Origin of the sequence: Streptomyces sp. LHD-70 (assembly GCF_031157275.1) — a bacterium.
Lineage (GTDB): Bacteria > Actinomycetota > Actinomycetes > Streptomycetales > Streptomycetaceae > Streptomyces.
The window spans coordinates 52,028-77,227 of record NZ_JAVIFW010000025.1 but is presented as its reverse complement, the minus strand read 5'-3'; the positions used below and the strand labels follow the sequence as shown (position 1 = coordinate 77,227).

The 25,200-nt window shown below is 71.4% G+C and carries 22 protein-coding genes; 8 read left to right on the top strand and 14 right to left on the bottom strand.

The genetic code is table 11. The annotated features are described in order from the left end of the window. The first annotated feature begins 67 nt into the window (after nucleotides 1–67). Complete coding sequence (locus RCO28_RS34055) at nucleotides 68–1,756, top strand: LCP family protein (RefSeq protein ID WP_308945215.1); 1,689 nt, start codon at nucleotides 68–70, stop codon at nucleotides 1,754–1,756. A 62-nt stretch (nucleotides 1,757–1,818) separates the two neighbouring features. Here RCO28_RS34055 and RCO28_RS34050 read toward each other — a convergent pair whose 3' ends face one another. Beyond that, nucleotides 1,819–2,856 carry a glycosyltransferase family 2 protein gene (locus RCO28_RS34050; protein ID WP_308945214.1) on the bottom strand — a complete coding sequence of 346 codons (1,038 nt, stop codon included), beginning with the start codon at nucleotides 2,854–2,856 and terminating at the stop codon, nucleotides 1,819–1,821. A 237-nt stretch (nucleotides 2,857–3,093) separates the two neighbouring features. Here RCO28_RS34050 and RCO28_RS34045 point away from each other — a divergent pair, with 237 nt between their 5' ends. After that, complete coding sequence (locus RCO28_RS34045; protein ID WP_308945213.1) at nucleotides 3,094–4,461, top strand: LCP family protein; 1,368 nt, start codon at nucleotides 3,094–3,096, stop codon at nucleotides 4,459–4,461. A 28-nt stretch (nucleotides 4,462–4,489) separates the two neighbouring features. On the opposite strand, the gene RCO28_RS34040 is transcribed toward RCO28_RS34045, so the two are convergent. Continuing rightward, nucleotides 4,490–5,038 carry an acyl-CoA thioesterase gene (locus tag RCO28_RS34040; RefSeq protein ID WP_308945212.1) on the bottom strand — a complete coding sequence of 183 codons (549 nt, stop codon included), beginning with the start codon at nucleotides 5,036–5,038 and terminating at the stop codon, nucleotides 4,490–4,492. A 109-nt stretch (nucleotides 5,039–5,147) separates the two neighbouring features. Between RCO28_RS34040 and RCO28_RS34035 the strand changes: the two genes are divergently transcribed. After that, nucleotides 5,148–6,401: an LCP family protein gene (locus RCO28_RS34035; RefSeq protein ID WP_308945211.1), complete on the top strand. Its 1,254-nt coding sequence runs from the start codon at nucleotides 5,148–5,150 to the stop codon at nucleotides 6,399–6,401. Nucleotides 6,402–6,524: 123 nt separating this feature from the next. On the opposite strand, the gene RCO28_RS34030 is transcribed toward RCO28_RS34035, so the two are convergent. After that, entirely contained in the window at nucleotides 6,525–7,559 is a 1,035-nt protein-coding gene (locus RCO28_RS34030) for an acyl-CoA dehydrogenase family protein (RefSeq protein ID WP_308945210.1), read from the bottom strand. Nucleotides 7,560–7,713: 154 nt separating this feature from the next. After that, the gene (locus RCO28_RS34025) at nucleotides 7,714–8,820 is read right to left on the bottom strand and encodes an acyl-CoA dehydrogenase family protein (RefSeq protein WP_308945209.1); all 1,107 of its coding nucleotides are present in this window, start codon (nucleotides 8,818–8,820) and stop codon (nucleotides 7,714–7,716) included. Between the two features lie 235 nt (nucleotides 8,821–9,055). On the opposite strand from RCO28_RS34025, the gene RCO28_RS34020 reads away from it, so the two are divergent. Further along, nucleotides 9,056–10,381 carry a UDP-glucose/GDP-mannose dehydrogenase family protein gene (locus RCO28_RS34020; protein WP_308945208.1) on the top strand — a complete coding sequence of 442 codons (1,326 nt, stop codon included), beginning with the start codon at nucleotides 9,056–9,058 and terminating at the stop codon, nucleotides 10,379–10,381. Between the two features lie 2 nt (nucleotides 10,382–10,383). Here the strand turns inward: RCO28_RS34020 and RCO28_RS34015 are convergent, their stop codons facing one another. Then, nucleotides 10,384–10,932, bottom strand: a complete 549-nt coding sequence (locus RCO28_RS34015) for a CGNR zinc finger domain-containing protein (protein ID WP_308945207.1) — start codon at nucleotides 10,930–10,932, stop codon at nucleotides 10,384–10,386. A gap of 99 nt (nucleotides 10,933–11,031) precedes the next feature. Between RCO28_RS34015 and RCO28_RS34010 the strand changes: the two genes are divergently transcribed. Further along, nucleotides 11,032–11,403: a VOC family protein gene (locus tag RCO28_RS34010; RefSeq protein WP_308945206.1), complete on the top strand. Its 372-nt coding sequence runs from the start codon at nucleotides 11,032–11,034 to the stop codon at nucleotides 11,401–11,403. 26 nt (nucleotides 11,404–11,429) lie between these two features. Here RCO28_RS34010 and RCO28_RS34005 read toward each other — a convergent pair whose 3' ends face one another. From RCO28_RS34005 to RCO28_RS33990, 4 genes are all read right to left on the bottom strand, one after another. Then, complete coding sequence (locus RCO28_RS34005) at nucleotides 11,430–12,593, bottom strand: dipeptidase (RefSeq protein WP_308945205.1); 1,164 nt, start codon at nucleotides 12,591–12,593, stop codon at nucleotides 11,430–11,432. Between the two features lie 128 nt (nucleotides 12,594–12,721). Further along, complete coding sequence (locus RCO28_RS34000) at nucleotides 12,722–13,915, bottom strand: dipeptidase (protein ID WP_308945204.1); 1,194 nt, start codon at nucleotides 13,913–13,915, stop codon at nucleotides 12,722–12,724. A gap of 171 nt (nucleotides 13,916–14,086) precedes the next feature. Beyond that, nucleotides 14,087–14,626: a 5-(carboxyamino)imidazole ribonucleotide mutase gene (gene purE, locus RCO28_RS33995; protein ID WP_308945203.1), complete on the bottom strand. Its 540-nt coding sequence runs from the start codon at nucleotides 14,624–14,626 to the stop codon at nucleotides 14,087–14,089. After that, nucleotides 14,623–15,762, bottom strand: a complete 1,140-nt coding sequence (locus RCO28_RS33990; protein ID WP_308945202.1) for a 5-(carboxyamino)imidazole ribonucleotide synthase — start codon at nucleotides 15,760–15,762, stop codon at nucleotides 14,623–14,625. The genes purE and RCO28_RS33990 overlap by 4 nt, the downstream gene beginning before the upstream one ends. Nucleotides 15,763–15,979: 217 nt before the next feature. Here RCO28_RS33990 and RCO28_RS33985 point away from each other — a divergent pair, with 217 nt between their 5' ends. Further along, nucleotides 15,980–16,537 carry a GtrA family protein gene (locus RCO28_RS33985; RefSeq protein ID WP_308945201.1) on the top strand — a complete coding sequence of 186 codons (558 nt, stop codon included), beginning with the start codon at nucleotides 15,980–15,982 and terminating at the stop codon, nucleotides 16,535–16,537. Here the strand turns inward: RCO28_RS33985 and RCO28_RS33980 are convergent. Both RCO28_RS33980 and RCO28_RS33975 read right to left on the bottom strand, forming a co-directional pair. Then, nucleotides 16,530–17,810: an ATP-binding protein gene (locus tag RCO28_RS33980; protein ID WP_308945200.1), complete on the bottom strand. Its 1,281-nt coding sequence runs from the start codon at nucleotides 17,808–17,810 to the stop codon at nucleotides 16,530–16,532. The two genes, RCO28_RS33985 and RCO28_RS33980, sit on opposite strands and share 8 nt — an antisense overlap. A gap of 136 nt (nucleotides 17,811–17,946) precedes the next feature. Continuing rightward, a complete protein-coding gene (locus RCO28_RS33975) occupies nucleotides 17,947–18,633 on the bottom strand; it encodes a response regulator transcription factor (RefSeq protein ID WP_308945199.1) in 687 nt (228 codons plus the stop codon). 429 nt (nucleotides 18,634–19,062) lie between these two features. Here RCO28_RS33975 and RCO28_RS33970 point away from each other — a divergent pair, with 429 nt between their 5' ends. Both RCO28_RS33970 and RCO28_RS33965 read left to right on the top strand, forming a co-directional pair. Next, the gene (locus tag RCO28_RS33970; protein WP_308945198.1) at nucleotides 19,063–20,583 is read left to right on the top strand and encodes an oligopeptide:H+ symporter; all 1,521 of its coding nucleotides are present in this window, start codon (nucleotides 19,063–19,065) and stop codon (nucleotides 20,581–20,583) included. A 113-nt stretch (nucleotides 20,584–20,696) separates the two neighbouring features. Beyond that, nucleotides 20,697–21,524: an alpha/beta hydrolase gene (locus RCO28_RS33965; RefSeq protein WP_308945197.1), complete on the top strand. Its 828-nt coding sequence runs from the start codon at nucleotides 20,697–20,699 to the stop codon at nucleotides 21,522–21,524. Nucleotides 21,525–21,654: 130 nt separating this feature from the next. On the opposite strand, the gene RCO28_RS33960 is transcribed toward RCO28_RS33965, so the two are convergent. Genes RCO28_RS33960 through RCO28_RS33950 form a run of 3 tightly spaced genes read right to left on the bottom strand, consistent with a single transcriptional unit; the run spans nucleotide 21,655 to nucleotide 25,132 of the window. Then, complete coding sequence (locus RCO28_RS33960; protein ID WP_308945243.1) at nucleotides 21,655–22,986, bottom strand: hypothetical protein; 1,332 nt, start codon at nucleotides 22,984–22,986, stop codon at nucleotides 21,655–21,657. A gap of 38 nt (nucleotides 22,987–23,024) precedes the next feature. After that, entirely contained in the window at nucleotides 23,025–24,197 is a 1,173-nt protein-coding gene (locus tag RCO28_RS33955) for a hypothetical protein (RefSeq protein ID WP_308945196.1), read from the bottom strand. Next, the gene (locus tag RCO28_RS33950; protein WP_308945195.1) at nucleotides 24,194–25,132 is read right to left on the bottom strand and encodes a hypothetical protein; all 939 of its coding nucleotides are present in this window, start codon (nucleotides 25,130–25,132) and stop codon (nucleotides 24,194–24,196) included. Before RCO28_RS33950 ends, RCO28_RS33955 begins: the two co-directional genes overlap by 4 nt. Nucleotides 25,133–25,200: the final 68 nt, after the last annotated feature.

Here is a 25,200-nt window from a genome sequence, read left to right as displayed (position 1 = left end):
AGCACCCGCGCCCCACCCCGGCCCCGGCGCCGGGGCCGGGCGGGCCGGGACGGGGAGGGGCTGGTGCATGAGGCAGGGCAGCGTACGAAGACAGGGCACGGTCCCGCGTCCGCGCAGCGCCGGCGAACTGGGCTGGGACGAGAGCCTCTACGAGGACGAGAGCGAGGGCGAGGGCGAGAACAGCGGCACCGGTGACGGTGACGGTGACGGGCAGCAGCGGTCGGGGGGCCGCAACGACACCGGAACCACCCGGCCCCGCAAGGGCCGCCGTGCGCTGCGCTGGTTCGCGATCGTCCTCGCCGTACTGATACTCGGCACGGCCGCCGCCGGATACCTCTACTACGAGCACCTCAACGGCAATATCGACACCTCGCCGATGCCGGAGGGCAACCGGGCGCCCGAGGCCACGCCCAACGCCGCCGGGCAGACCCCGCTCAACATCCTGCTCATCGGCTCCGACGCCCGGAACAGCGCCGAGAACCAGAAGCTGGGCGGCGCGAAGGAGACGTTCGACGGGACGCCCCTCGCGGACGTACAGATGCTGCTCCACCTCTCCGCGGACCGCAGCAACATGTCCGTGATCAGCATGCCGCGCGACACCCTGCTGCAGATGCCCGAGTGCACCGACCCCCACAGCGGCAAGGTCTACCCCGCGACGCAGGGCCGCGTGATGACCAACACCAGCCTGGGGCGCGGCGGTCCGGGCTGCACGGTGCTTGCCTGGGAGAAGCTGACGAACATTCACATCGACCACTTCATGATGGTCGACTTCGCCGGCGTGGTGTCGATGGCCGACGCGATCGGCGGCGTACCGGTCTGCGTGGACGCCAACATCCACTCCCGCAACAGCAAGGGCGCGGGCTCGGGCCTGAAGCTGGAGAAGGGCACCACGTACATCCAGGGCGAGCAGGCCCTGCAGTGGCTGCGCACCCGCTACGGCTTCGAGGACGGCAGCGACATCGGCCGCGCCAAGGCCCAGCACATGTACATGAACGCGATGGTCCGCGAGCTGCGCGAGAACGCCACCCTGAGCAGCCCGGGCAAGCTCCGCAGGCTCGCCGAGGAGGCCACCTCCGCCCTTGAGGTCGACGAGGGCCTCGACACCGTCAAGAAGCTCTACGACCTCTCGAACGAACTGAAGCGCGTACCTCCGCAGCGCATCACCATGACGACCATGCCGTACGAATACGTGGGCGCCCGCGTCCAGCCCAAACCCGGCGACGCGGAGCAGCTGTTCCGGCTCGTACGGGACGACGTGGCGCTCGACGGCAAGGACAGCGAGGCCAAGAAGAAGGACCAGGAGAAGAAGCGCGAGGAGTCCGACTCCGACGACCCTGCGGCGGAGCCCGGCGAGATCGGCGTGCAGGTCGTCAACGGCACCGCGACGCCCACCACGGCCTCGGTGCCGGGCCGCGCCTCGGCCCTGGTGGCGCTGCTGCAGGGCAAGGGGTACGCGCGGGCGGCCGCCGACCAGTCACAGCTGCCGCGGCAGGAGCGTACGGTGATCCGCTTCCCCAGCGCCGAGCTTGAGGGGGACGCCCGGGCGGTCGCGGAGTCCCTCGGTCTGCCGCCGAGTTCGGTCGAGGAGTCCAAGGAGGTCACGGGCGTCACGCTGGTCGTGGGCTCCGACTGGCGCACCGGCGACGTACCGCCGAAGCCGGAGGAGCAGGACGACAGGACGCCGGAGTCGGCCGACGCCATGAACGGCGCGGACGACAAGGCCTGTATGCACGTGAACCCGAACTTCACCTGGTAGCGGGGAAGTTCGGGTCCGACGGACGTGCGGCGGCGCTCAGGCCTGCTTGAGGACCGCCGGGCTCAGGCCTGCTTGAGGACAGCCGGGCGGCGCGAGGCGATGACCTTCTTGGCCAGCGCCCGCGGGCTGGTCAGGAAGCCCCAGCCCCACGACATGTGCATGGTCGCGAGCGCGACGGGGATCTGCAGCCGCGCCTTCGCCGGGAGCCCCTTGCCCGCGGGCACCGACCCCGCCGCGATCGCCGCGAGATAGCCGCCGGGGATCACGAAGCCCCACGGCGTGAGCAGCGCACCCACGACGGTGCCCGCGGCGATGGCGCACACGGCGGTCGGCGGCGCGAGATAGCGCAGGTTGATGGAGCCCTCGTGGTACCGGGCGACGACGTGCCGCCAACGCCCGTAGTCCTTGTACTGCTTGGCGAGCGCCTTGACGCTCGGCCGCGGGCGGTACGAGACCTTCAGCTCGGGCGAGAACCAGATCAGACCGCCGGCCTCACGGATGCGGAAGTTCAGCTCCCAGTCCTGGGCGCGGATGAACTCCTCGTTGTACCCGCCCTGCTGCTCCAGGGCCTCGCGGCGGAAGACGCCGAGGTAGACCGTCTCGGCGGGCTGCGCCTCTCCCCCGGTGTGGAAGGCGGCGTTGCCGACGCCGATCTTCGAGGTCATGGCGGCGGCGACCGCGTGCTCCCAGTCGTTCTCGCCCTCGGCGAACATCAGACCGCCGACGTTCTGCGCGCCCGTCTCCTCCAGGAGGCGGACGGCGGTGGCGATGTAGTTCGCGGAGAGCATGCCGTGGCCGTCGACGCGGACCACGATGGGGTGCTTGGACGCCTTGATCGCGGCGTTCAGCGCGGCCGGCGTACGACCCGTCGGGTTGGGCACCGTCGTGACCCTGGGGTCTTCCGCGACCAGCTGGGCGGCGATCTCGTCGGTGCGGTCCGCGGACGGGCCGAGCGCGACGACGACCTCCATCTCCCCCGCGTACTCCTGCTGGAGGATCGCCTCCACCGCATGCCGCAGGTGCCGCTCCTCGTTGAGGACGGGCATGATCACCGATACCGCCGGGTGCTGCACGGCGGACTCCTGGATTTTCTCGCTCATCAGACGTCACGTTACCGCGAACGGGGGACACGGACGCGCGCCATCCGGGTCGCTGCCCCGGGCCGCATTTCGTATCGACTTACGGTTGCACGCGTCCCTGCGCCCGTTCCGCGGAGGTGTCCCGCGTTGTCCCGTCCGCCCCGCCATCCCGCCCGTCCACCCCGGCAGAGGCCACGGCCGCAGGCGCAGCAGCCGTCCCGCGCGCGGCGGCGGCAGCCGGCGAAGCCGCGGTGGGCCATGCGGGCGGCCACCACGCTGTCCATGGTGGTACTCGCCGCCGCGGGCATCGGGCACGCGGTGGTCACCGGCCTGGACACCGGGATCTCCCGGGTCGACCCGTTCCGCGACATGAAGAACCGCCCCTCGGGCGGTGACGGGACGAACATCCTGCTCGTCGGCACCGACGGCCGCGACAAGATCACCGAGGCGGAGCGCAAGAAGTACCGCCTCGGCGGCGCGCCCTGCCGCTGCACGGACACGATCATGATCGTGCACATCTCGGAGGACCGGGACCGCGCCAGCGTCGTGAGCCTGCCCCGCGACTCGTACGCGGAGGCCCCCGCGCACACCGACCAGAACTCCGGAGAGAAGCACCACACCCACCCGATCAAGCTGAACGCGGCGTACGCGGAGGGCGGGCCGAACCTCACGGTGCGCACCGTCGAGCACATGACCAAGGTGAAGATCGACCACTATCTGGAGGTCGACTTCACCAGCTTCATGAAGACGGTCGACGTCCTCGGCGGCGTGGAGATCTGCACGGTCGGGCCGCTGAAGGACTCGTACACCGGACTCGATCTGCCCGCGGGCAAGCACCAGTTGAACGGCGGCCAGGCACTGCAGTACGTGCGCTCGCGGCACATCGACGGGGCCGCGGACCTGGGCCGGATGCAGCGGCAGCAGCGGTTCATGGCCGCGCTGATCGCGAAGGCCACGTCCTCCGGAGTGCTCCTGAACCCGGTCAAGTTCCGCAAGGTGACGCAGACGGTGCTCAGCTCCGTACGGGCCGACCGCAGCTTCGGCACGGACGAGATGCTGGACCTCGGCCGCGCGATGCGGAACTTCACACCCGCATCGTCGGAGTTCACCTCGGTGCCGATCGGCACCATGGGCCACAAGGTGCCGGGCATCGGCTCGACGATCAAGTGGGACCCGGTGAAGTCCGGCAAGCTCTTCAAGGCCCTGCGCGAGGACCGGCCGCTCGCCCCGTACAAGGTGCGCAGGCCGAAGGCGCTCGCGGTGGACGTGGCGCCGCAGCAGATCCGGGTGCAGGTGGAGAACGGCACGAAGACGCCGGGCCTCGGCAAGAAGGTCGACAAGGCGCTGCGCTCGACGGGCTTCCGCACCTCGGGCGTCCCGGTCTCCGCCGCGCAGCCGAACCTGCCGCGCACGGTGGTGGCGTACGACCCGCGCTGGGACCGCTCGGCGAAGTCCCTCGCGGCGGCGCTGCCCGGCTGCCAGTTGAAGCCGGTCAAGGGCCAGGGGTCGCTCCTGAAGGTGATCGCGGGCGCGGACTACAAGGGCGTGCAGCGGGTGCGCGCGGAGGACCCGTACCAAGGGGAGTTCGGGGTGGCTACGGGGGATCAGGTGGTGTGCGGCAACTGAGGCTTCCGGGGGCTCCGCCCCTTACGCCTCAGTCCTCGATCCCCTCCGCCACCCGCTGCTCGCGGAGCTCCTTGATCGCCCGGCGCCGCGCCAAGCGATGCGTACGACGGATCTGCGCCTCCTGATAGCGCCGCTTGTCCCGCTCCGTCTCCGGGAGCACCGGCGGCAGCGAGCGCGGCTTGCCGTCCGCGTCGACGGCGGCGAAGACCAGGTACGCCGAGCCGACCTGCTGGGCGGGCGTCGACTCGTTCCAGCGCTCGGCGAGAACGCGGACGCCGACCTCCATCGACGTCCGGCCGGTCCAGTTGACCTGAGCCTTCACATGGACGAGGTCGCCGACCCTGACCGGCTCCAGGAAGACCATCTCGTCCATCGAGGCCGTCACCGCGGGCCCGCCGGAGTGCCGGCCCGCCACGGCGCCCGCCGCGTCGTCGACGAGTTTCATGATCACGCCACCGTGCACCGTGCCCAGGAGGTTGGTGTCGTTGTGGGTCATGATGTGGCTGAGCGTGGTCCGGGAAGCCGCGGTCGGCTTGCCCGGAATATCCGCCTCCGGGGGACGGGCCTGGTCTGTCATGTCGTCCACCTTATGCCGGGCGCGCTTTGCATCAGCTCTGCAACAGCCGGGCCCCGAACCCACCCCAGGCCTTGTCGGGCGCCTCATCGAGGCCTGCACACTGGTGCGTATGAATGACTGGCCCAACCGAGACCAGGGGTATGGACGCGGCAGCGCGCACCCCGAGCCCGAGGGCGCCCGCGTGATGCGTCATGTCCAGCGCGGCGGGGCTCCCCGTCCCCCCGCCGCCCCGCCGAGGGCCTCCGTGCCCCCGCAGCAGGGGTACGGCTACGACGACGGTTACAGCGAGGGCCAGGTCTACGGCGGTGGCGGTCGCGGCCGGGGCGGCGACGGATACGACGACGGCTCCTACGGCGACCAGTACGCCACCCGCCCGGCACCGAACCGGGGCCGCCAGTTCAAGCGCATCCTCGGCACACTCCTGGTCGTCGTCCTGGTCTGGGGCGTCGGCACGTACTTCTGGGCCGACTCGCAGCTCAAGGGCGAGGTCGACCTGGCCAAGGTGATCGAGCGGCCCGAGGCGGGCGACGGCACGAACTACCTGATCGTCGGCTCGGACAGCCGCGAGGGCCTGACCTCCGCGGACCGCAAGCGCCTGCACACCGGTTCCGCGGGCGAGGGGTCGAGCCGCACGGACTCGATGATGATCCTGCACACCGGCAGCAACGGCGACACCCTGATCTCGCTGCCGCGTGACTCCAACGTGGAGATCCCGTCCTTCGTCGGCTCGGACTCCGGCAAGAAGTTCCCGGGGACCGGCCGCACCACCAAGCTGAACGCCGCGTACTCCGAGGACGGCCCCGAGCTCCTCGTCCGTACCGTCGAGCACAACACCGGCCTGAAGATCGACCACTACGCGGAGATCGGCTTCGGCGGCTTCGCCAAGATCGTGGACGCGGTCGGCGGCGTGGACATCAAGGTCGAGCAGCCGATGAAGGACAAGAAGTCCGGCTCGGACTTCGAGCCCGGCACCCACACCATGAACGGCGAGCAGTCGCTGGCCTTCGTCCGGCAGCGCTACGGCCTGGCCGGCGGCGACCTGGACCGCACGAAGAACCAGCAGAAGTTCCTCTCGGCGCTCGCCAACCAGACGGCCACCCCGTCGACGATCATCAACCCGTTCAAGCTCTACCCGACGATGGGCGCGGGCCTGGACACGCTGGTCGTGGACAAGGACATGAGCCTGTTCGACCTGGCCGGGATGTTCTGGGCGATGAAGAACGTCTCGGGCGGCGAGGGCAAGTCGATGAACATGCCGGTCTCCGGCAGCGTCAACGGCAACCTCGTCTGGGACAAGGCCAAGCTGCAGCAGCTGGTGGAGCAGCTCAAGAACGACGAGAAGGTCACCGTCAGCGACGAGTGAGCCAGCCGGTCCGTACGTACGAGGGGCCGCGCGCCGGATGTCCGGTGCGCGGCCCCTCTCGTATGCCCAAGTCCCTTGCGTACCAGGTCAGTTCTCGTACGCCCAAGTCCCTTGCGTACGAGGTCAGTTGCGGGGTGTCGTGAGCCGGTCGAGGAGGGCCGTGCGGATGCCGGGGCGGGAGCCGAAGAGGAGCAGGAACGTCGCCTCGCGGACCAGGCGCTGGGCGTGCTCCTGGAGCAGGACCGCTCGACTTCCGTGGGCGACGGCACAGGCGGACGCGGCCCGCAGCGCCAGCTCCGAACCGGCCGCGCGGGCGTCGGGGACCTGGTCGGGGTCGACGCTCAGGAGCCGGGCGCGGACCTGGTCGAGCTCGTCGGGGAGCCCGCCCGCGTCCCCGTCGAGCAGGGCGATCGCGCGCTCGGCGATGCCGAGGGCCAGGGCGCCGGTGAACCGCACCGACTCGGCGTCGCCCTTCAGGTGCTCCTGCTGCGGGGTGGTGCCGAGCACCCGCTCGTCGGGCACGAAGTGGCGGTCGAACCTCAGGGTCACGGTCCGGCTCGCCTGGACGGCGACCAGGTCGAGGACGGGCCCGACGGACAGGGTGGCGCTCTCCTCGGCGTCCAGGAGTGCCCAGACCACGGTGTCGTCCGCGTCGCGGCCCGCGGCGTACAGGGTGTCGACCATGTCCCAGCCGGTGACCCACGGGGCGACGCCTTCGAAGAGCCACCCGCCGTCGGCCCGCACGGCCCGCACGAGGGGCGGGCCCGGGCGGACCGCGGCGCCGACCGCGAGCCCGGCCCGCCGCCGCCCGGACACGTGATCGGCCAGGTGGTCCGCGCGCAGCGCCTCGTTGGCGGTCTCGCCGAGGGCCATCACGGCGCCGTGGTGCTGCACCCACACGAACGTCGTTGTCAGACAGCCCCCGGCGAGGGCCTCCACGAGCCGGAGCACGGCGGGGTAGTCGGGCAGGTCGAGGGTGGTCAGGTCCTCCGGCGCGGCGAGCCCGTAGAAGCCCTCGGCGGCGAGCAGGTCCAGGTGGGAGCGCGGGACCCGGCCCGCCCCGTCGACGTCGGGGGCCGCCGGGAACAGCACGTCGTCGGCGATCTCGCGGGCTCGGCGCAGCGACCGGGACGCGTGCGCGGCTTCGGTCTCGCTCATGGCGCCGACGGTACGCCCGTCGCGCGGACCCCGCACACGCAGAGCTCCCGGGGCGCTGTTCGTGCAGCGCCCCGGGAGCGGTCCTGTCAACTGCCGTACGGCTAGGGGGCGTTTCCCCGATGTCGCGGGCCCGCAAAGATCGGGGAGACGGCCCCTACGGCAGGTTGCGGGCCATGACGATGCGCTGGACCTGGTTGGTGCCCTCGTAGATCTGGGTGATCTTGGCGTCGCGCATCATGCGCTCGACCGGGTAGTCCCGGGTGTAGCCGTAGCCGCCGAGGAGCTGCACCGCGTCCGTGGTGACCTCCATGGCGACGTCCGAGGCGAAGCACTTGGCCGCCGCGCCCTGGAACGTCAGATCCGCATCGCCGCGCTCCGACTTCGCGGCCGCCGCGTACGTCAGCTGCCGGGCGGCCTCGACCTTCATGGCCATGTCGGCGAGCATGAACTGCACACCCTGGAAGTCGCCGATCGGCTTGCCGAACTGCTTGCGCTCCTGGACGTAGCCCTTGGCGTAGTCGAGGGCGCCCTGCGCGATGCCGAGGGCCTGCGCCGCGATGGTGATGCGGGTGTGGTCCAGGGTCTTCATCGCGGTGGCGAAGCCGGTGCCCTCGGCGCCGATCATGCGGTCGGCGGGGATGCGGACGTTGTCGAGGTAGACCTCACGGGTCGGCGAGCCCTTGATGCCGAGCTTCTTCTCCGGGGCGCCGAAGGACACGCCCTCGTCGCCCTTCTCCACGACGAACGCGCTTATGCCCTTCGACCGCTTCTCGGGGTCGGTCACGGCCATCACGGTGTAGTACTCCGAGACACCGGCGTTGGTGATCCAGCGCTTCACACCGTTGAGCACCCAGAAGTCGCCGTCGCGCACGGCCTTGGTCTTCATCCCCGCGGCGTCCGAGCCCGCGTCCGGCTCGCTCAGGCAGTACGAGAACATCCCGTCGCCCTTGGCCAGCGGCGCCATGTACTTCTTCTTCAGCTCCTCGGAGCCGGACAGGATCACCGGCAGCGAGCCCAGCTTGTTCACCGCCGGGATCAACGAGGACGAGGCGCAGACGCGGGCCACCTCCTCGATCACGATCACCGTGGCGAGCGCGTCGGCACCCGCGCCGCCGTACGCCTCCGGCACGTGCACGGCATGCAGGTCGTTCGCCGTCAGCGCGTCGAGGGCCTCCTGCGGGAAACGGGCCTCCTCGTCGACCGCGGCGGCGAACGGCGCGATCTTCGCCTCGGCGAGCGCACGCACCGACTCGCGGAGCATGTCGTGCTCCTCGGCCGGACGGTACAGGTCAAAAGCCGAGGAATCGTTCGTACCCGCCAAGATCTCTCACTCCCCAAGAGTGCTAACTACCGTTAAGTAACCCTGATTTTAGGGCCCCGGCCCGCATTGGCATACGTGAGCTTCCCGACAGCTTCCGGACAGCGGATCAGCCCCGGCCGCCGCCCCGACTATGCTCGGGCAGCGCATTCCCCCGTAACCCCTCTGGAGCAGCTTCATGGCCCTCAAGATCACCGTGATCGGCACCGGATACCTCGGCGCCACCCACGCAGCGGCCATGGCTGAGCTGGGCTTCGAAGTGCTCGGGCTCGATGTCGTCCCCGAGAAGATCGAGCTGCTCTCGCAGGGCCGCGTGCCGATGTACGAGCCGGGCCTGGAGGAACTGCTCCGCAAGCACGTCGCCGGCATCGAGGGCTCCAGCGGGCGGCTGCGCTTCACCACGTCCTGGGAGGAGCTCGGCGCCTTCGGTGACGTGCACTTCGTCTGCGTGAACACCCCGCAGAAGCACGGCGAGTACGCCTGCGACATGAGCTACGTCGACTCCGCCTTCGCCTCGCTCGCCCCCGTGGCCCGCGAGGGCTCCCTGGTCGTCGGCAAGTCGACGGTCCCGGTGGGCTCGGCGGCCCGCCTGACCGAGGTGCTGCCCGAGGGCGTCGAGCTGGCCTGGAACCCGGAGTTCCTGCGCGAGGGCTTCGCCGTGCAGGACACCCTGCACCCGGACCGGCTCGTGGTCGGCGTGCAGAGCGAGCGCGCGGAGAAGCTGCTTCGCGAGGTGTACGCGACGCCGATCGCCGAGGGCTCGCCGCTGGTCGTGACGGACTTCCCGACGGCCGAGCTGGTGAAGACCTCCGCCAACTCCTTCCTCGCCACGAAGATCTCCTTCATCAACGCGATGGCCGAAGTCTGCGAGGCCGCGGGCGGTGACGTGGTCAAGCTGGCCGAGGCGATCGGGTACGACGAGCGGATCGGCGCGAAGTTCCTGCGCGCCGGTATCGGCTTCGGCGGCGGCTGCCTGCCGAAGGACATCCGCGCGTTCATGGCCCGCGCCGGTGAGCTGGGCGCCGACCAGGCCCTGACGTTCCTGCGCGAGGTCGACTCCATCAACATGCGGCGCCGCGGCCACATGGTCGAGCTGGCCCGCGAGGCGCTCGGCGGCGGCTCCTTCCTCGGCAAGCGGGTCGCGGTCCTCGGCGCGACGTTCAAGCCCGACTCGGACGACGTGCGGGACTCCCCCGCGCTCAACGTCGCCGGCCAGATCCATCTGCAGGGCGGCCAGGTCACGGTCTACGACCCGAAGGGCATGGCCAACGCCCGCCAGGTCTTCCCGACGCTCGGGTACGCGGAGTCGGCGCTCGACGCGGTGCGGGGCGCGGATGTCGTCCTGCACCTGACGGAGTGGCGGGAGTTCCGGGAGCTGGACCCGGCTCAGCTGGGCGCGGCGGTTGGTCAGCGGGTGCTGCTCGACGGGCGCAACGCGCTCGACCCGGCTCGCTGGCGCGAGGCGGGGTGGGTGTACCGGGCCATGGGCCGGCCGGCGGCGTAGCGCTAGCCGGAGGTCCCGGGCGTCCCGGGCGTCCCGGAGGTCCCGGAGGGGCCGGACCTGGCCCGATAGGTCCGCATCTTCGCCCGCGCCCCGCACACCTGCATGGAACACCAGCGCCTGCGGCCCGCCGGGCTGCGGTCGTAGTACGCCCACAGGCAGTCCTCGGCCTCGCAGGCCTTGAGGCGGAGCCAGCTGCCGTCCGCCGTCGCGCGGGCGATCGCGTGCGCGACGCGGGCGGCGAGCGGCGCCGGGTCGGCAGGCTCCAGGCTTGCCGCGCCCGCCTCGTCCACGGTCACCAACAGCGGTGCCCCGGCGAGGAGTTGGGAGAGCGTGCGGGCCGTACGGTGCGGGGCGTGGCCCGCGTGCGCCAGGCACGCGACACGCAGCGCCTCGCGCAGCTCCTTCGCGTCGCCCGCCTCCCGCTCGCTCACGCCGAACTCCGCGCGCCCCTCCGCGGTGTCCAGAAAGTCGCGCCCGGTCTCCACGTCGAGGGTGTTGACCAGCGCCGCCACGAAGGCCAGCTCGCCGGGGGCGGACGCTTTCTCGTTCATGGTTGCGACGTTACCTCCGTTGCGGGAGCATGGGGTAACCGTTACCGGTTGCGCCGGGTAAACGGTAACCCGTGCGTACGCCTACGGAGGGATCCGATCATGTCCATCGCCAAACTCGGGGCCGTCGTCCTGGACTGTCCCGACCCCCTGGCCCTCGCCGAGTTCTACGCGGCGATCGTCGGCGGCACGATCAAGCCGATGGAGGAGAACGGCGACAGCTGGGTCGACCTGGAGGACCACGGCGGCAGCACCCTCGGCTTCCAGGCCGCGCCCGACTACGTACCGCCGCGGTGGCCCTCGCCGGGCGGCGCGCAGCAGTTCCATCTGGACCTGACCGTGGACGACCTGGACGCCGCCGAGAAGCAGGTGCTGGCGCTCGGCGCGAAGGTCCTCGACGCGGAGGACCGCTCCCGCAGCTGGCGGGTGTACGCGGATCCGGCGGGGCACCCGTTCTGCCTCTGCGCCTGCTGAGCGCCCCTGAACCTCGCCCTACGGGCTCAGTTCTCGCCGTCCAGGCGGTCCAGCGTCGCCGTAGACGGTGCGCGGCGGATCTGGGCCGCCTTGGCGGTGAAGTCGGCCTCGCGCAGCACGCGTTGGACGTTGCCCCAGGTCAGCAGGGACACGTCGGCGTCGGGCCAGCCGCGGTCCAGGAGTTCGGCGATCAGCTGGGGGTAGCGGGAGGTGTCGTGCAGGCCGTCCGGCAGGGCGCTCCCGGTGTCGTACATGCCGGAGATGCCGACGCACTCGGGGCCCGCCACGCGGCGGACATGGTCGAGATGGTCCGCCACGTCCCGCAGCGCCGGGCCCGTCTGCGCGGCCGTGCACGGCACCAGGCACAGGCCGTTGTGGTCGCGCAGGGCGGCGAGCAGGTCGTCGGGGACGTTGTCCGGGTGCGGGGTGAGCGCGTGGGCCGCCGAGCGGGAGAAGATCACCGGGGCCCGGGAGACGGTCAGGGTGTGCTTGACCGTGGCGGTCGAGCTGCCGCTGAGGTCGGCGAGGACGCCGAGGCGGTTCATCTCGCGGACCACCTCCTCGCCGAAGCGGGACAGCCCCCGCTCCCCCGCCCAGCGCGTCCCGGACAGGGTGAGGCTGCGGACGCCGAGCCGCTGCAGGGCGCGCAGCGTGCCGAGGCAGTCGTCGATCGCCGCCGCGGCCGCGGGGCCGAGCAGGCAGGCGATCCGCCCGTGCGCGCGGGCGTCGGCGGTGTGGGAGGCGGTGTGCGCGAGCCGCAGGCCCTCCGGGTAGGCACGGACGACGGTCTCGGCGAGGTCGATCAGGGCGAGGGTGGCGCTCACGGCACGGTTGGCCTCGTACGCCTGCGGCAGCCGCAGCGACCAGAACATCGCGCCGACCGCGCCCTCGCGCAGCCGCGGCAGGTCGGCCTGCAGCGCGGTGTCGCCCAACTCCAGGTCGTACCAGGTCAGTCGGGACAGCGCCCAGGCCAGTCCGCTGTGACCGTCGGCGACGGGGTGTTCGGTGAGCAGGGCGCGCGCCCGCTCCTCGGGCGCGGGCGTGTGCGCGGATGTGCGCGCGGATGTGTGCGTGGATGTGTGCGGGCCGGGTCTCAGCTCCTCCGCTTCCCCCTCCGCCCCCTCCTCGGCGTGGGCGCTCGCGCCGCCGGTGGAAAGGGGGATGTCCTCGTCGTCCTGAAGATCGGCCATGGTGGGGCTCCGGTGGGGTGGTGCAGCACTCTGTACGCCAACCGTGGCACGGGACCAGGTCCGGGTCTCGGCGGTGTGGGCCGTACGGGGGACGCCGCCGAGGAGCGGCACCGTCCCCCGTGAGCCGCTCAGCCGTCCAGCTGGTCGAGGGTCGCCACCGACGGGCCGCGGCGGGCGCCCAGGTCGCGGGCCGCGTCCTCCGCCGCGCCGAGCACCCGCACCGCGTTCCGCCAGGTCAGCTTGGCGAGATCGGCCCGGGACCAGCCGCGCGAGAGCAGCTCGGCGATCAGGTTGGGGTAGCCGGACACGTCGTCGAGGCCGTCCGGCGTGAACGCCGTGCCGTCGTAGTCGCCGCCGATGCCGATGTGGTCGACGCCGGCCACCTCGCGCATGTGGTCCAGGTGGTCGGCGACCGTGGCGGCGGTGGCGACGGGGCGCGGGTGGGCCGCCTCGAACGCCTCGTGGACCTTCATCGCCTCCGGCGTCGTGTCCAGGTGGTGGAAACCGTGCGCGCGCATGTTGTCGTCGGCGGCCGCGGTCCAGTCAACTGCCGCCTGCAGCACGAACTTCGGTACGAACGTGGCCATCGCGACGCCGCCGTTCCCGGGCAGCCGCTCCAGGACGTCGTCCGGGATGTTGCGCGGGTGGTCGCAGACCGCGCGGGACGACGAGTGGGAGAAGATCACCGGCGCCGTGGAGGTGTCCAGGGCCGCGCGCATCGTGGTGGCCGCGACGTGCGAGAGGTCCACGAGCATGCCGATGCGGTTCATCTCGCGTACGACCTCGTGGCCGAAGGGCGAGAGGCCGCCGACGCCCGGTTCGTCCGTCGCCGAGTCCGCCCACGCGATGTTGTCGTTGTGGGTGAGCGTCATGTAGCGCACGCCGAGGGTGTGCAGGGCGCGCAGCGTGGCGAGGGAGTTGTTGATGGAGTGGCCGCCCTCGGCACCCATCAGGGAGGCGATCCGCCCCTCGGCGCGGGCCGCCTCCATGTCGGCGGCGGTCAGGGCGCGGCGCAGCTCGGCCGGGTGCCGGTCGAGCAACTGCTGGACGCAGTCGATCTGTTCGAGCGTCGCGCTGACCGCGGCGTCACCGGTCAGGTCGGTGCGTACGTACACCGACCAGAACTGTGCGCCGACGCCGCCGGAGCGGAGCCGGGCGAGGTCGGTGTGCAGCCTGCCGGTCTGGTCGGCTGCGATGTCCAGGCGGTCGATGTCGTAGCGGACCTTCTCGCGGAGCGCCCAGGGGAGGTCGTTGTGACCGTCCGCGACGGGGTACGCCGTGAGGAGTTCTCGGGCGGAGTGCAGGTGGTCGGTTGCTGGCATGCGGGCCATTGTTCCCGCACCGTCGGCGGGGGCGCCGTCGGTTTGATCCCCTCCCCGCCCCTTCCCGAAAGCCTGCGGCGCTTCGGGGGCTCCGCCCCCCGGACCCCCGCTCCTCAAACGCCGGAGGGGCTGAATTTGACGGCGGGAAAGCCGAACGACAGAGCCCGGCTGCTACTGCCCGAAGCCGAATCCTGCCCCCGCGCCCTCGACCTTCGCCCGGAGCCGCTTGCCCTTCTCCGTGGCCTGGTCGTTGAGCTCCCGCTGGAACTCCCGCATGCGGGTGAGGAGTTCGGGGTCGTGGGCGGCGAGGATGCGGGCCGCGAGCAGGCCCGCGTTGCGCGCGCCGCCGACCGAGACCGTCGCCACCGGCACGCCCGCCGGCATCTGCACGATCGAGAGCAGCGAGTCCATGCCGTCCAGGTACTTCAACGGGACCGGCACACCGATCACCGGCAGCGGCGTCACCGAGGCGAGCATGCCCGGCAGATGGGCCGCGCCGCCCGCGCCCGCGATGATCGCCTTGAGGCCGCGCTCGGCCGCGTCCTCGCCGTACGCGACCATCTCGCGCGGCATGCGGTGCGCGGAGACGACGTCGACCTCGTACGGAATCTCGAACTCGTCGAGCGCCTTCGCGGCGTTCTCCATGACGGGCCAGTCGGAGTCGGAGCCCATGACGATGCCGACCACAGGGGAGTTGGTGGGGCTGGTCATTCCGTGATCGTTCCTCGCAGGTAGCCGACTGCGTGACGGGCGCGCTCCAGCACGTCGTCCAGGTCGTCGCCGTAGGTGTTGACGTGGCCCACCTTGCGGCCCGGCTTCACGTCCTTGCCGTACATGTGGATCTTCAGCTGCGGGTCGCGGGCCATGCAGTGCAGGTACGCCTGGTACATGTCCGGGTAGTCGCCGCCGAGGACGTTGGCCATGACCGTCCACTTCGCCCGCGGGCGCGGGTCGCCGAGCGGCAGGTCGAGGACCGCGCGCACATGGTTGGCGAACTGCGAGGTGATCGCGCCGTCCTGGGTCCAGTGCCCGGAGTTGTGCGGGCGCATGGCGAGCTCGTTGACGAGGATCTGTCCGTCGGCGGTCTCGAAGAGCTCCACCGCGAGGTGGCCCACCACGCCCAGCTCCTGCGCGATCCGCAGGGCCAGCTCCTGGGCGCGGCCCGCGAGGTCCTCGGAGAGGCCGGGCGCGGGTGCGATCACCGTGTCGCAGACGCCGTCGACCTGCTGGGACTCCACGACCGGGTACGCCACGGCCTGGCCGTGCGGCGAGCGGACGACGTTCGCCGCCAGCTCGCGTACGAACGCGACCTTCTCCTCGGCGAGGACGGGGACGCCGGCCTTGAACGGATCGGCGGCGTCCGCGGCGGAGCGCACGAACCACACGCCCTTGCCGTCGTACCCGCCGCGCACCGTCTTGAGGATGACGGGGAAGCCCGCGCCCTCCTCGGCGAACGCCACGACGTCGTCGGGGTCCGTCACGAGGCGATGGCGCGGACACGGGGCGCCGAGTGCGTCGAGCTTCGCCCGCATCACGCCCTTGTCCTGGGCGTGCACCAGCGCGTCCGGACCGGGGCGCACGGGGATCCCGTCCGCCTCCAGGGCGCGCAGATGCTCCGTGGGCACGTGCTCGTGATCGAAGGTGATCACGTCACAGCCACGGGCGAACTCACGCAGGGTGTCCAGGTCGCGATAGTCGCCGATGACGACATCGCTGACGACCTGGGCCGCCGAGTCCTGGGGAGTGTCACTGAGGAGCTTGAACCTGATGCCGAGCGGGATGCCTGCTTCGTGCGTCATGCGCGCGAGCTGCCCACCGCCGACCATGCCGACTACGGGGAACGTCACATCATCCAGGGTAAGGGGCCCTGGGATACGTAGAGACCCACGAGTCCTGCGTCACATCTCACAGCCGTGAGCCCGGTCTCGCCTGCGCTGTCTGGGCTACGCGCGTCACACCGCCGTTCCACGGTTTCCACAGGCCAGGCACGGGAAGTCCACGCTGGTTAGCATGACGGGGTAATCCGAGAGGCCGACCACCGAACGGACGGGGCGAACGATCACCATGAGTGAGCGGGGCGCACTGCGCGTGCAACTGGACCAGCTCATCCGCGAGATCGCCAAGTTCGGCGTGGTGGGCGGCATCGGCACGCTGGTGAACCTCGGAGTGTTCAACCTCCTGCGGCACACGACGGAGATCCCGGTGGTGCGCGCCTCGATCATCGCCACGGTCGTCGCGATCTGCTGCAACTACGTGGGCTTCCGCTACTTCACGTACCGGGACCGCGACAAGAGCGGTCGTACGAAGGAGATGACGCTCTTCCTGCTGTTCTCCGCCGTAGGCCTGGTGATCGAGAACGGCGTCCTGTACGCGGCGACGTACGGGTTCGGCTGGGACAGCCAGCTGCAGAGCAACATCTTCAAGTTCCTCGGCATCGGCATCGCGACGCTCTTCCGCTTCTGGTCGTACCGCACCTGGGTGTTCAAGGCGCTCCCCGCGCGCAAGACGGTGGCCGGCGGCGCCGAATCGTTCCTGGAGGCGGAGGCGTCCTCCAAGAAGGAGTTCCTGGAGGCGTCCTCCAAGAAGGAGCAGGCGGAGCGGCGCCGCCAGCACGTCATCTGACCGTCGGTTCCGTTTCGGTGCGCGCGGCGTCGTCGTCCGTGGGGCGGGAGCGGGACAGGAACAGGCCGAAGACCGGCGGCTTCTGCTGCAGCATCTCCAGGCGCCCGCCGTCCGCCTCCGCGAGGTCGCGGGCCACGGCCAGGCCGATGCCGGTGGAGTTGCGGCCGCTGATGGTCCGCTCGAAGATCCGCGCACCGAGCTCCGGCGGCACCCCCGGGCCCTCGTCGGTCACCTCGATCACCACCTGGTTGCCGGTGACGCGGGTCCGCAGGGCGACGGTGCCACCGCCGTGCATCAGGGAGTTCTCGATCAGCGCGGCGAGGACCTGGGCGACCGCGCCGGGCGTGCCCTCCACCATCAGGTGCTGCTTGCCGGAGCGGACGAGGGCCCGGCCGGCGCTGCGGTAGGCGGGCAGCCACTCGGCGATCTGCTGCTTGACGACCTCGTCCAGGTCGAAGGTGACGGCGGAGCCGGTGCGCGGGTCGCGGGAGTTGGTGAGCAGCCGCTCGACCACGTCCGTGAGCCGCTCGACCTGCGCGAGCGCGATCGTCGCCTCCTCCTTGACCGTCTCCGGGTCGTCGGTGAGCGTGATCTCCTCCAGGCGCATGGAGAGCGCGGTCAGCGGGGTGCGCAGCTGGTGCGAGGCGTCCGCGGCGAGGCGTCGCTCGGCGGTGAGCATGCGGGCGATGCGCTCGGCCGAGCTGTCCAGTACGTCCGCGACGCGGTCGAGTTCGGGCACCCCGTACCGCCTGTGCCGTGGGCGCGGGTCGCCGGAGCCGAGGCGTTCGGCGGTCTGGGCGAGGTCGGTGAGCGGGGAGGCGAGCCGGTTGGCCTGGCGCAGCGCGAGGAGCACGGCGGCGATCACGGCGAGCAGCGCGACCAGGCCGATCATCAGGAGCGTGCGGCCGACCTCGCCGGTCACGGTGGAGCGCGGCTCCTCGACGGTGACGGTCTCGCCCTGCTCGCCGGTGGCGGTGGCCTTGATGACGTCGCCCTCGGGCTTGGTGCCGATCTCGATGGGGGCGCGCTCGGGGATCTCGATACGGGCGTACCGCTCGGTGCCGACCTGCTCCGTCAGGACGCCCTCGGTGATCCGGTCGGCGGCCATCAGGCGGCTGTCGACGATCGCGACGAGCCGGCTCGCCTCGGACGCGACGCGCTCGCGGGCGCTGGTGGTGATCGTGCGGGTCTCCACGATCACCAGGGAGACCCCGAAGACGGCGATGACGACGAGGACTACGGCGAGGGTGGAGTTGATCAGTCGCCGCCGCATGTTCTCTCCGAGGGTGCGCTGTTCTTACGTTGCCGTCTTGTTGCCCTTGACGTGGGCGCCGTTGATCGCCCTTCGGGCTCGTCCTCAAACTCCCCCAGCCTTCGGCCGGGAGGTGCCCCCAGACAGGCTCAAATTCTCAGCTCTTCTCGAAGCGGAAGCCCACGCCCCGGACCGTCGCGATGTACCTCGGGTTGGCCGCGTCGTCGCCCAGCTTCTTGCGGAGCCAGGAGATGTGCATGTCCAGGGTCTTCGTCGAGGACCACCACGTCGTGTCCCAGACCTCGCGCATCAGCTGGTCGCGGGTGACGACCCGGCCCGCGTCCCGGACCAGGACCCGCAGGAGGTCGAACTCCTTGGCCGTGAGCTGGAGTTCCTCCTCGCCCATCCAGGCGCGGTGCGATTCGACGTCGATGCGGACGCCGTGCGTCGCGGGGGCCTGGGCCGGCTCGGCGGCGCCGCGGCGGAGCAGGGCCCGGACTCGGGCGAGGAGTTCGGCGAGGCGGAAGGGCTTCGTCACGTAGTCGTCGGCGCCGGCGTCCAGGCCGACCACCGTGTCCACCTCGTCCGCGCGGGCGGTGAGGATCAGGATCGGGATCGTGTGCCCCTCGGCGCGCAGCCGCCGGGCCACCTCCAGGCCGTCCATACCGGGCAGGCCGAGGTCGAGCACCACCAGGTCGACTCCGCCGACGCCGCCCTGCAGCCCTGCTTCGAGCGCCGCCGGTCCGTCCTCCCGCACCTCCACCTCGTACCCCTCCCGGCGCAGGGCGCGGGCCAGTGGCTCCGAGATGGATGCGTCGTCCTCGGCGAGCAGTACACGGGTCATGGAGAGATGGTAGTCCGCGCCACCTCGCTGACTTGGGCGGATACCGGGGTTCCGGCCGTCCGGTGAGCGGTGGCCCGAATCCGCTGGTCGGACGCGATTCTTTCAGCGCCAGGACTCCGTACGAAATGCTCTTGCGCTACCTTCGAAACCGTGGCGTGGTTCCATGGTTCCCTGTGATCCATATCTCAGGACCTTCCATATCCCGCCTTAACATGCCGTAATGGAGTGTCAACGCCCTTGCGAACATTGCGGAGCTTCTGGAGTTCGGCATCGCTCGGGGCCTTGTGTGCGCCGACTGGATTCGCAGTCCCGTAGCAAGGGTTTGACCAGTGGGCCGGGTCCGCGCGCGACGCCGTACGGTTCCGGCCGCCCCCCACCCGGGCGCGCGTGCGCGTGCGCGGCGCTTCCCCGAGCGTAGAAGGAACCCCCATGGCGTCCAGCCTGACGAAGGACTCCGCCGGTACCGGCAGCGAGAAGACCTTCTTCGGCCACCCCCGCGGCCTGGCCACCCTCTTCATGACCGAGATGTGGGAGCGCTTCAGCTTCTACGGCATGAGGGCTCTCCTCGTGTACTACCTGATCTCGGGCGGTGCCGACGGCACCAAGGAAGGCATCCAAGGCGGCGGCCTCGCCATGACGATGGCCACGGCGACGGCCATCTACGGCGTCTACCTCGCGATGGTCTACCTGCTCACCATGCCCGGTGGCTGGTTCGGCGACCGGGTCTGGGGCCCGCGCAAGACCGTCACCATCGCGAGCGTCGTGATCATCGCCGGTCACCTCACGCTCGCACTGCCCGGCCAGGCGATGTTCTTCGTCGGCATGGCGCTCGTCGCGGCCGGTTCCGGTCTGCTGAAGGCCAACATCTCGACGATGGTCGGCCAGCTCTACGACGGCCCGGACGACCCGCGCCGGGACGGCGGCTTCACCGTCTTCTACATGTCGATCAACATCGGTGGCTTCGTCGCCCCGCTGGTCATCGGCACCGTCGGCGAGACCGTCAACTGGCACCTGGGCTTCGCCCTCGCCGGCGCCGGCATGGCGCTCGGCCTGGTCCAGTTCCTGCTGGGCACCAAGCACCTCAACCCGCGCAGCAGCCAGGTCCCGAACCCGCTGAGCCCCGCCGAGCGCAAGTCGGTCCTGGTCAAGTCCCTGGTCGCGGTCATCGTCGCCGCCGTCGTCTACGGCGGTGTCGTGGCGGCCGACCTGTTCACCCTGAACTGGGCCCTGGTCCCGCTCGCCCTGATCGGCCTGATCGTCCCGATCGCCGTCATCGCCCGCATCAAGCGCGACAAGGACCTCAGTACCACCGAGCAGTCCAAGATGAGCGGCTACATCTGGTTCTTCGCGGCCGCCGCGATCTTCTGGATGATCTTCGACCAGGCGGGCTCCACGCTCTCCGTCTTCGGCAAGGGCTCCACCTCCGGCTCGGTCTTCGGCATCGACTTCCCGGCCACCTGGTTCCAGTCCCTGAACCCGCTGTTCGTGATGGCGCTCGCGCCGGTCTTCGCCTGGCTGTGGCTGTGGCTGGCCCGTAAGAACCAGGAGCCCAGCACCACCGTCAAGTTCGGCATGGCCCTGTGGTTCATCGGCGTCTCGTTCTTCATCTTCGTCGTGCCGATGCTGATGGCCGGTGACGGTACGAAGGTCAGCCCGATGTGGCTGGTCTCCATCTACCTGGCGCAGACCATCGGTGAGATGTGCCTCTCCCCGGTCGGCCTGTCCGTGACCACGAAGCTGGCCCCGGCCAAGTACGCCTCGCAGATGATGGGTGTCTGGTTCCTCGCCGTCACCGCCGGTGACTCGATCATGAGCCTCCTCTCGATCGGCGGCGTCGACCTGAACACCTGGCCGGTGGTGGCCGCCGAGGCGGCGGTCGCCTGCGCCGCGGGCTTCGGGATCTACGCCTACCGGAAGAAGATCGTCGCGCTGATGGGCAACGTCCACTGACGCCCGAGCCGTAACCGCTCCACGTTCGAACGGAGGGCCACCGCACCACCCGGTGCGGTGGCCCTCCGTCGTTTCCGGTTAGACCGCGCCCGCCCGAGGGGCACGATCACGCCATGCGCCGTGCCTTGCTCGCCCTCCTCGTGTGCGGGGCGCTGCTGTCCGGAAGTTGCGTCGCCGTGCAGGCGGCCCCCGGCCCCGTGGTGCGGGGCTACTCGTACGGACAGCACGCCCGCCAGACCGTCACGGTGTACGGCACGAAGGGCCCCGCCCTCGTGATCCTGCACGGCGGGTTCTGGGCGGAGGACACCGACTGGAGCGAGTGGGCGAGCTGGTTCGCCGAGCGCGGCTTCCGGGTGTACGACACCGACTACCGCCTCAACTCCGACGCGCCCTGGGACGCCCAGCGCGAGGACGCCCTCGCCGCGCTCCGCTGGGTCGCCGCCCGCAACGGCGGCGCCCGGCCGCTGCTCCTCGGCTCGTCGGCGGGTGGCCAGATCGCGACGGTCGCCGGTACGTACGGGGCCGGCGCCGCCCGCGTGCGCGGCGTCGTCGCACTGTCCCCGGTGGCCACGCCGTACCGGGCCTGGCTCGACGGCGCCCGCGACGGCGCCGACCGCCACCAGCGCAGGCTGCGCCGGGAGGCCCACAGGCTCGCGGGCTGCGACCCGGAGCGGGACGGCCCCCGCTGCTGGACGCGCTGGGCGGACATGGCGGCCCGTACGCACGCCTCCGGCGTGGAGGACGCACCGCTGTTCCTGGTCCACTCGGCCGAGGACTTCGTGCCCGCGGCCCACTCGCACGACCTGGCCGACGCACAGAGCGTCGCCGGGAGCACCGACGCCTGGCTGCGCGTCGTGCCGGGCTCCGCGCACGGGGCGAAGCTCCTGGACGACGGCGGGGTCCGACGCTCCGTGCTTCGCTGGCTGCGCGAGCACGCCTGAGCCCGCTTCCCGTACCCGTGCCCGTATCCGTATCCGTGCCCGTATCCGTACGAGAATGAACTCGCGGGCAGGCCAAGGGAGTTGCTGCCCTTGAGCCCGCCCGCGAGCCGAGCCGAGCCGAGCCGGTGGTTCAGCGCCTGCGGAGCAGGGCCAGTCGGCGTGGCATGAACGTGAAGACCGCGCCGCCGAGCAGGATGACCGTCCCCGCGACCAGGCCGAGCGCGCGCAGCGCCCCGTCGTCGCTCGCGCCGGTCTCCGCCAGGCCGCCGCCGGACGAACCGCCCGCCGCGCCACCCGCCGAACCCGAGCCGGAGCCGCCCGCCGCACCGCCCGGCTGGGCCGAGGTGTCGAGCTCGAGGGAGACCTCCGTCTTGGCCGGGGTGCACGTGGTCGTCGTGCCCAGGGCCTTCACGGTGAGCACGCCCGGCGACAGCGTGGACTTGCCGTCCGCGCCCGGCTTGTACGTCCCCTTCAGGTCCGGGATCTCGATCGGGTCACCGGACTTGATGGGCTCCTTGTTGGTGGGGCCCTCCACGTGCACGGTGCCCTTGTCCGCGCCGCCGAGCTCGACCTCCATCGACGGTTTGACCGAGTCCTTCGGGATGTCGGCCGGGCTGTCCATCACGGACTTCTTGAACTTCACGGTGAGGTCGAAGTTCTCGCCGCTCTTCGCCGCGTCGATCTGCACGGGCGAGGTGGCTTCCTTGTCGCCGATCGGTGTCTTGCACTTGTACGGGACCTGGACCTCCTTGCCCTTGAAGTCCGCCTGGCCGCCCCCGCCGCCGGTCGAACCGCCGGAGGAGCCACCGGAGTCCGAGCCACCGGAGTCCGAGCCGCCCGAGTCCCCGCCGCCCGCCGCGCCGCCCGTGGGCAGCCCGGTCGGCAGTCCCGTCGGCAGGCCGGTGGGAAGACCGGTCGGCGGTGTGGTGGGCAGGCCGCCCGTCGTACCGCCCGATCCGGAGTCCGCGACCTTGATGGTCCTGGCCGGCGACACGTCCTCCTCGGGCGCGCACTTGGTGTCCGTGGAGATCGGCTTGCTGACATTGATGTTGTACGCGTCCGGGGTGAGCGTGATCTCGCCCGGCTTCGTCAGCTTCAGCTTGGCCTTCATATCGGACAGCACCATCGGGCTGCCCTTCTTGATCGGCGGGTTCTTCCGCTCGCCCGCCATGGCGAGGTCCTCGGTCTGGGCGCCGCCGACCTTGATCGTGCCGGTCGGCAGCACCGTGTTCTCCGCCAGGTCGAGGACGTCGGGGTTCTTCGACGCGGCCTCGGTGGTCTTCCACACCACCTCGACCTCGTCCCCGACCTTCGCCTCGGCCGGTGCCTCGATCTCCACCTTCGTGGTGCCGTGCACCGGATCCATGCCGGAGATCGCCGGCGGGATGCACTCGGTCTTGTACGCGGTCCCGGCGGCCTGCGCCGGACTCGCGGCGAGGACGAGGCCCGTGCCGCTGAGCATGAGCGCGACACCGAGCGCACTCGCTCTCCGTTGAGTGATCACGTGTTTCCCTTCCCTGGTGCCGTCGGTCGGTCCTGTTGCGGTGCGGAGAGCCGGTGCGGTGCTCCTGGTGCTCCTTGTGCTCCTTGTGCTCCCGGAGCTGAGTCCGGGGTGAACCACGGCAGCGTGGCCGTGGTGGTGTTCGTGCTCGTGCTCTCGGCCGTCGCCTGCGCCGCCGCCTGCGGTCGCCGCGGGGTGCGCCTGCCGGAGGACCGCCCGCCGCGCGCCCCGGGCAGCCGCCCTTGCGTCAACTCCCGTACGCGGCGGGCCCGATGGCTGCCGGAGCGGGCCGGGCGCGGCCGTACCCGGTCGACGACCGCCATGCCGATCCGGAAGACCGCCGCGGGCACGACCAGGCAGAGCAGGATCCAGAAGAGCGTGACGCCCCAGGGCCGGCCCACGTCCCAGGGCTGCTCGGCGAGCACCTTGCCGCCGTACCGCAGCGAGACGGCGTAGTCCCCATACGCCCCCGGATCCAGCTGGACCTGCAGCTTGACCTGGGCCTTCTTGCCGGGCGCGAGGGTGCCGCGCCACTGCTGCTCCTCCCACTGCGGGGCGAACACGCCGTGCGCGGTGCCGACCTTGAAGACCGGGTCCTTCACGGGCGCCGAGCCGAGGTTGCCGACGGTCGCCACGAGGGTGCGGCTCGCGGGCGCGCCGAACCAGGTCAGGAGGTTGCCGGAGCCTTCGAGCCGGGGGGCGGCGAGGACCGCGAGCTTGCCGCCGGCCGGCTGCTCGGGCACCTTCTTCACCGGGTGCCCGGCAACCGTGAACTCGGCCTGCGCGGCGGCCTTCTCCCCGGTCACGGTCGCGACCCGGACCACACAGGGGCAGGCGACGGGCGGCTCGGCGACCGGCAGTTCCTTGCGGAACGAGCCGTCGCCGTCGGTGGTGACGGCCCGGCCGTCGGCGTTGGCGCAGGCGTTGGTCCCGCCGACCGGCTCGGCCTGGCCCTCGGCCTGCCCGCAGATCAGCAGCATCAGGAGCGCCTTGGGCCGCCAGTCCTCGCCGGTGACGGTGATGCTGCCGCCCTTGCCCGCCTGCTTTTCGGACAGTTCGACGCCGGGCCCGTCCGCCGCGGTCGCGGGCGGCGCGGCCAGTACGACCGCCACGGCGGCCGCCACCGCGAGGATCACTGCCCGGATGCTCGTGCTGACCGTCCTGCCGATCACGTCGCCGCTCCCGTCAACTCGCGTTCCGTCTGCTGCTGTTCGGCCTGGCCGGACCCGCGCCCCCGCCGCCCGCGCACCCACCGCCCGCCCGCGACGACCGCCACGAGCCCGCCGACCGCAGCCGCGAGCGCGCCCCACGGCACGAACGTGGCCGAGGCCAGACCCTGGTCCCGGGCGCCGCCCGCCGCCGTCACCGTGAGCCGGACGTCGACCGAGTCGAGGGCCGGGGCGTCGGGCCAGGGTTCGGTGAGCGTGACCCGGCGGCCGGGCAGCAGCTCGACGGGCAGGGCGCGCGGGGCCCGGTCGAGCGCCGTCCCGAACAGCCCGTCGGCGCGCACCGCGAGCTTCGGCGCGAGCACGGTGTTGCCCCGGTTCACCAGGTCGTAGCGGATGCGCCTGCCGTCGTCGGCGAGCCGGACCCGTTCCACGGTGAGCGCGGACAGGGTGGGCCCGCCGACCCGCAGGTGCAGGCGTACGCCCGTACTGCGGCCCGCGCCGCTCGCCAGGATCGCCGCCGGGTGGTCGCCGGGCACCGCACCGTCCGGCACGGTCACGGTGAACGGCACCTCGGCCCGGGTGCGCGGCGGCACGGTGACCTTCCGTTCGGCGAGCCGGATCCAGGCCCCGCCGTCCCGTGACGCCCCGTCGGCCTCGATCGCGAAGGACCCGTCGGCCGCGTTGTCGGCGTCGGCCCCGCGCAGTTCGACGGTACGCGCGGAGTCGCCCGGGTTGGTGACCGTCACCGTGTCCTGGAGGACGGCACCGGGCGCGCCCTCCAGGTAGAAGGACGACCGCCCGTCCCCGGCGGACCGTGCGGGCGCGAGGGACCAGTCCTCGTCGGCGTGGGCGGACGCTCCGGGCAGCGCGAACAGTCCGGCGACCAGAGCGGCGACCAGGCAGAGAACGGCGGAGGCTCGGGGGACGACGGAGGGCATCGGCGGCTCCTGGGGGCGGTACGGGGGAAAGATTCAGCCCGTCTGGGGGCACCTCCCGGCCGAAGGCT

Excerpts from the sequence above, each read along its gene's own strand:
- RCO28_RS34055 (WP_308945215.1), top strand. The coding sequence starts at position 68 with ATGAGGCAGGGCAGCGTACGAAGACAGGGCACGGTCCCGCGTCCGCGC.
- RCO28_RS34050 (WP_308945214.1), bottom strand. The coding sequence starts at position 2,856 with ATGAGCGAGAAAATCCAGGAGTCCGCCGTGCAGCACCCGGCGGTATCG.
- RCO28_RS34045 (WP_308945213.1), top strand. The coding sequence starts at position 3,094 with ATGCGGGCGGCCACCACGCTGTCCATGGTGGTACTCGCCGCCGCGGGC.
- RCO28_RS34040 (WP_308945212.1), bottom strand. The coding sequence starts at position 5,038 with ATGACAGACCAGGCCCGTCCCCCGGAGGCGGATATTCCGGGCAAGCCG.
- RCO28_RS34035 (WP_308945211.1), top strand. The coding sequence starts at position 5,148 with ATGAATGACTGGCCCAACCGAGACCAGGGGTATGGACGCGGCAGCGCG.
- RCO28_RS34030 (WP_308945210.1), bottom strand. The coding sequence starts at position 7,559 with ATGAGCGAGACCGAAGCCGCGCACGCGTCCCGGTCGCTGCGCCGAGCC.
- RCO28_RS34025 (WP_308945209.1), bottom strand. The coding sequence starts at position 8,820 with ATGCTCCGCGAGTCGGTGCGTGCGCTCGCCGAGGCGAAGATCGCGCCG.
- RCO28_RS34020 (WP_308945208.1), top strand. The coding sequence starts at position 9,056 with ATGGCCCTCAAGATCACCGTGATCGGCACCGGATACCTCGGCGCCACC.
- RCO28_RS34015 (WP_308945207.1), bottom strand. The coding sequence starts at position 10,932 with ATGAACGAGAAAGCGTCCGCCCCCGGCGAGCTGGCCTTCGTGGCGGCG.
- RCO28_RS34010 (WP_308945206.1), top strand. The coding sequence starts at position 11,032 with ATGTCCATCGCCAAACTCGGGGCCGTCGTCCTGGACTGTCCCGACCCC.
- RCO28_RS34005 (WP_308945205.1), bottom strand. The coding sequence starts at position 12,593 with ATGGCCGATCTTCAGGACGACGAGGACATCCCCCTTTCCACCGGCGGC.
- RCO28_RS34000 (WP_308945204.1), bottom strand. The coding sequence starts at position 13,915 with ATGCCAGCAACCGACCACCTGCACTCCGCCCGAGAACTCCTCACGGCG.
- purE (WP_308945203.1), bottom strand. The coding sequence starts at position 14,626 with ATGACCAGCCCCACCAACTCCCCTGTGGTCGGCATCGTCATGGGCTCC.
- RCO28_RS33985 (WP_308945201.1), top strand. The coding sequence starts at position 15,980 with ATGAGTGAGCGGGGCGCACTGCGCGTGCAACTGGACCAGCTCATCCGC.
- RCO28_RS33980 (WP_308945200.1), bottom strand. The coding sequence starts at position 17,810 with ATGCGGCGGCGACTGATCAACTCCACCCTCGCCGTAGTCCTCGTCGTC.
- RCO28_RS33975 (WP_308945199.1), bottom strand. The coding sequence starts at position 18,633 with ATGACCCGTGTACTGCTCGCCGAGGACGACGCATCCATCTCGGAGCCA.
- RCO28_RS33970 (WP_308945198.1), top strand. The coding sequence starts at position 19,063 with ATGGCGTCCAGCCTGACGAAGGACTCCGCCGGTACCGGCAGCGAGAAG.
- RCO28_RS33965 (WP_308945197.1), top strand. The coding sequence starts at position 20,697 with ATGCGCCGTGCCTTGCTCGCCCTCCTCGTGTGCGGGGCGCTGCTGTCC.
- RCO28_RS33960 (WP_308945243.1), bottom strand. The coding sequence starts at position 22,986 with ATGCTCAGCGGCACGGGCCTCGTCCTCGCCGCGAGTCCGGCGCAGGCC.
- RCO28_RS33950 (WP_308945195.1), bottom strand. The coding sequence starts at position 25,132 with ATGCCCTCCGTCGTCCCCCGAGCCTCCGCCGTTCTCTGCCTGGTCGCC.